The sequence below is a fragment of the Streptomyces sp. URMC 126 genome (genome assembly GCF_051386555.1).
Lineage (GTDB): Bacteria > Actinomycetota > Actinomycetes > Streptomycetales > Streptomycetaceae > Streptomyces.
In genome coordinates, this window is record NZ_JBPQTX010000466.1 from 1 (window position 1) to 3,983 (window position 3,983).

A 3,983-nucleotide genomic window follows, 5' to 3' on the forward strand; every position below is an offset into this window, starting at 1 on the left:
GGCGCGGGCTGGCCGGGATCCGGGAGCGGGCCGCGGTGCACGGCGGGAGGGTCGCGTCCGGGCCGGGCCCGGGAGGGCGTGGGTTCCGCGTCGCCCTTTCCCTGCCGCTGGCGGCCGGCTCGCCGGTGGAGGTGGCAGGGTGACGATCCGTGTCGTGGTGGCCGACGACCAGGAGCTGGTCCGGGCCGGGTTTTCGATGATCCTGTCGGCGCAGCCGGACATGGAGGTGGTCGCGGAGGCCGGTGACGGTGCGGCGGCGATCGAGGCCGTGCGGCGGTACGCGCCCGATGTGGTGCTGCTCGACATCCGGATGCCCGGCGTGGACGGCATCGAGGCGGCCCGCGTCATCTGCGCGGAGAGCGCCACCAAGGTGGTCATGCTGACCACCTTCGACCAGGACGACTACGTGCACGACGCGCTGCACGCCGGCGCGAGCGGCTTTCTGCTCAAGGACGTACGACGCGCCGACCTGGTGCACGCGGTGCGGGTGGTCGTCGAGGGTGACGCGCTGCTGGCTCCGTCGGTGGCCCGTCGGCTGGTCGCGGACTACACGCGCCGGAAGCCGGCCGCCGTCGGGGCCGACGGGCCGTTGCCCGACGGGCGGGACCGTCTCGCCGTGCTGACCGCGCGGGAGCACGAGACGCTCGTGCTGCTCGGCAGGGGGCTGTCCAACGGGGAGATCGCGGCGCGGCTGGTGGTCAGCGAGCACACGGTGAAGACGCATGTGGGCAATGTGCTGTCGAAGCTGGGGTTGCGGGACCGCGTCCAGGCGGTCATCTGCGCGTACGAGACGGGGCTGATCGCGCCGGGCGACGTCTGAGACGCGTCCTCTCCCCCGGGGCCCGAGCTTCTCCGCGTGCGGCGCCTCCCTCGTGCGGGGGAGGCGCCGCACGGACCGGATCCCCCGCTCCGGCGATGTGCGCGGGTACGCCGGGCGGACAGCATGGCGGGCGAACCGTCTCCCCGCTGACCTGGAGAAACACCGTGACCCAGCACGACCGCGCCGTCGTCTCCCTCACCGGGGCGTACAAGGCCTACGGAACGGGGGAGAACCGGGTCGCCGCTCTCGCCGGAGTGGACCTGTCCTTCGGCGCGGGCACCTTCACCGCCGTCATGGGGCCGTCCGGCTCGGGCAAGTCGACGCTGTTGCAGTGTGCCGCCGGCCTCGACCGGCTGGACGAGGGGCGGGTGGAACTCGCCGGGTCCGACCCCGCGAAGTTGTCCGAAACGCGGCTGGCGGTGCTGCGCCGCTCCCGTATCGGCTTCGTCTTCCAGCACTTCAACCTCCTGCCGTCGCTGACGGCACGGCAGAACGTGGAACTGCCGTTGCGGCTCGGCGGGCTGCGGCCCGACGAGGGAGCGGTGAACCGCGCGCTGGACGACGTCGGGCTGGCCGGCCGGGCCGGGCACCTGCCCGGGGAGCTGTCGGGCGGACAGCAACAGCGCGTCGCCATCGCCCGCGCCCTGGTCACCCGCCCCGACGTGATCTTCGCGGACGAGCCGACCGGCGCCCTGGACTTCGGGGCCTCCCGGGGCGTCCTCGCCCTCCTGCGGCGGGCCGTCTCCGCGCACGGCCGGACGGTCGTCATGGTCACCCACGATCCGGTGGCGGCTTCGTTCGCCGACCGGGTGGTGTTCCTGGCGGACGGCAGGGTGGCGGACGGGCTCGACCGGCCGACGGCCGAGGGCGTCGCCGCGCGGATGACGGGTCTGGAGACGGCCGCGTGCTGAGCCTCGCCCTGGCGACGCTGAGGGCCCGGCGGGCGGCGTTCGCCGGGGCCTTCCTCGCGCTCGCCTTGGGGACCGCGGTGATCGCGATGACGGCGCTCGCCCTGGCGGCCACCTTCGGCACTCCGCACCCGGGTCCGCAGCGCTTCGCCGCCGCGCCGGCCGTCGTCGTGCCCGCCGACCCGCGGGGCGATCCCGCCCATCTCCCCACGGCCCTCCCGGACCGCACGGTCGAGCGGATCGCCGCCACCGGCGCCGTCACCGCGGACCGGACCTTCGACGTCACGCTGGCGGCGGCCGCGTCGCGCGGCGCGGCTCCCGGAGCGCGCGCCGCGGTCGGCCATGGCTGGTCGGCGGCCGGGTTCGGCCGCTACCGCCTGGTCGCGGGCCGGGCTCCCGCCGGAGACGGCGAGGTCGTGGTGGGCGGCGGGGAAGCGGAACTCGTGGGGCGTTCCGTGTCCGTCGGCACGGCGGACGGCGTGCGGCGGTACACGGTGGCGGGGGTGACGGCACCGGTCTGGTTCGAGGACGCCGTGTTCTTCACCGACCGGACGGCGGCCCGGCTATCGCCGCCCGTCAACGCCCTGGTGGCGACGGGACCACCGGACCGGCTGCGGGCGGCCGCCGGGGCGGGGGCTCTCGTCCGTACCGGGGACGGACGCGTCGACGCCGACCCCGACCCGTCCGGCGGTGCCGCCGCCCTGGCCAACGCCCAGGCGATGGCCGGGACGACGATGGTCATCGCGGCGTCGGTGGCCGTGGTCATCGTGATCGCCACCTTCGCGTTCGCCGTCGATCAACGGCGGCGGGAGCTGGCGCTGCTCCGGCTCGTCGGGGCGACGCCCCGGCAGGTCCGGCGGACGGTGCTGGCGGAGGCGGCGGTTCTGGGCGTGGTGGCGTCCGCGGTCGGCTGTGCCGTGGGCGTCTGCTCCGCCGGCGCGCTCGGGGCGTGGATGACGGACCACGAGGTGGCGCCGCGCTGGTTCACGATCGGCGTCGAACCCGTCGCGCCGGCCTGCGCGTTCGTCCTGGGGGTCGCCACCGCGCTGCTCGGCGCCGCGTCCGCCGCCCTGCGCGCGGCCAGGGTGCGGCCGGCCGAGGCGATGCGGGAGGCGGCGGCGAGCAGGCGCGCCCTGACCCCGCTGCGGGTGTTGCTGGGCGTCGGGATGCTGGCCGGGGCGGTCGTCGCCGGCTGGGTGATCTCCCGGCAGGCGCCGGAGACGGCCGTGAACCCGCGCAAGTACGGGATGGTCCCCCTGCTGTTCGCCGGCGGCTGCGCGCTGGTGGCGCCGCTCGTCCTGCCGGCCGTCGCGCGGCTGGTGACGCGGCCGTGGGTCCGGCGGGGTGCCGGTGGGCTGCTGGTGCGGCAGAACTTGCTCAACGCGCGCCGGCGCGCGGCCGCCGCCGTGGTGCCGTCGGCGGTCGCGGTCGGGCTGGCCGCCACCATGCTGTGCGCGCAGAGTGCGGGGGACCGGGCCCGGGTGGCGCAGGCGCGGGCGGAGACCCGCGCCGACCGGGTGGTGCTGCCCGTCGGGGGCAAGCGGCTGGACCGGCCGACGATGGAGGCGCTCCACGGCGTGCCCGGTGTCTCGGTCGTCCCTGTCACGCCCGTTCGCGCCTATGTCGCGAGGCGTTCCGGTGAGGTTCTCGACTCGCTGTCCGCTCAGGCCGTCGCGCCCGCGGCGCTCGGTGACATGCTCCGGCCGACGGCGGTCGCGGGCTCGCTGGCGGCGTTCGGTGACGACTCGCTCGTCATCGACCGGAAGGCGGCCGACGGCAACGGGCTGGCGGCGGGGGAACGGGTCGTGGTGCGGCTGCCGGACGGCGTGCCCCACGAGCTGCGGATCGCCGCCGTGGTGCGGACGGGCCTCGCGGGTGACACCGCCTATGTGTCGTCCGCCCTGGTGGGGCGGGACGCGCTGCCGGACCGGGCTCTGCTGACGTACCGTCCGGGCGCCGACCGGGCCGCCGTCGCGGACCGCCTGGCGGCGGCGCTCGACGGGCATCCCGCCCGGGCCGGGACGGTCGGCGAATGGTTCGCGGCCGTGGAGCGAGGGCTGAGGGAGAAGGCGTCCACCGCCGCCTCGGTCACCTTGGGGATCTCGGTCGGCTACGCGCTGATCTCCGTGGCGAACACGCTCGTCATGGCGACGGCCGGGCGGCGCCGGGAGTTCGCCGCGCTCGGCTTGGCCGGGGCGGCGCCCGCTCGGATCGTGCGGATGGCCGGGGCGGAGGCGCTGGTGGCGGTGGGGGTG

At 76.4% G+C, this 3,983-nt stretch carries 3 protein-coding genes; all 3 read left to right on the forward strand.

What is annotated here, in order from left to right; genetic code table 11:
* Positions 1-139 precede the first annotated feature (139 nt).
* Positions 140-820, forward strand: coding sequence for a response regulator (locus ACSNOK_RS31425; protein ID WP_436784198.1), 681 nt, complete (start codon positions 140-142; stop codon positions 818-820).
* Positions 821-984: 164 nt separating this feature from the next.
* Positions 985-1,731 carry an ABC transporter ATP-binding protein gene (locus tag ACSNOK_RS31430; RefSeq protein ID WP_436784199.1) on the forward strand — a complete coding sequence of 249 codons (747 nt, stop codon included), beginning with the start codon at positions 985-987 and terminating at the stop codon, positions 1,729-1,731.
* On the forward strand, positions 1,725-3,983 hold a 2,259-nt coding region (locus ACSNOK_RS31435; protein WP_436784200.1), incomplete at its 3' end, for an FtsX-like permease family protein. The genes ACSNOK_RS31430 and ACSNOK_RS31435, both read left to right, overlap by 7 nt.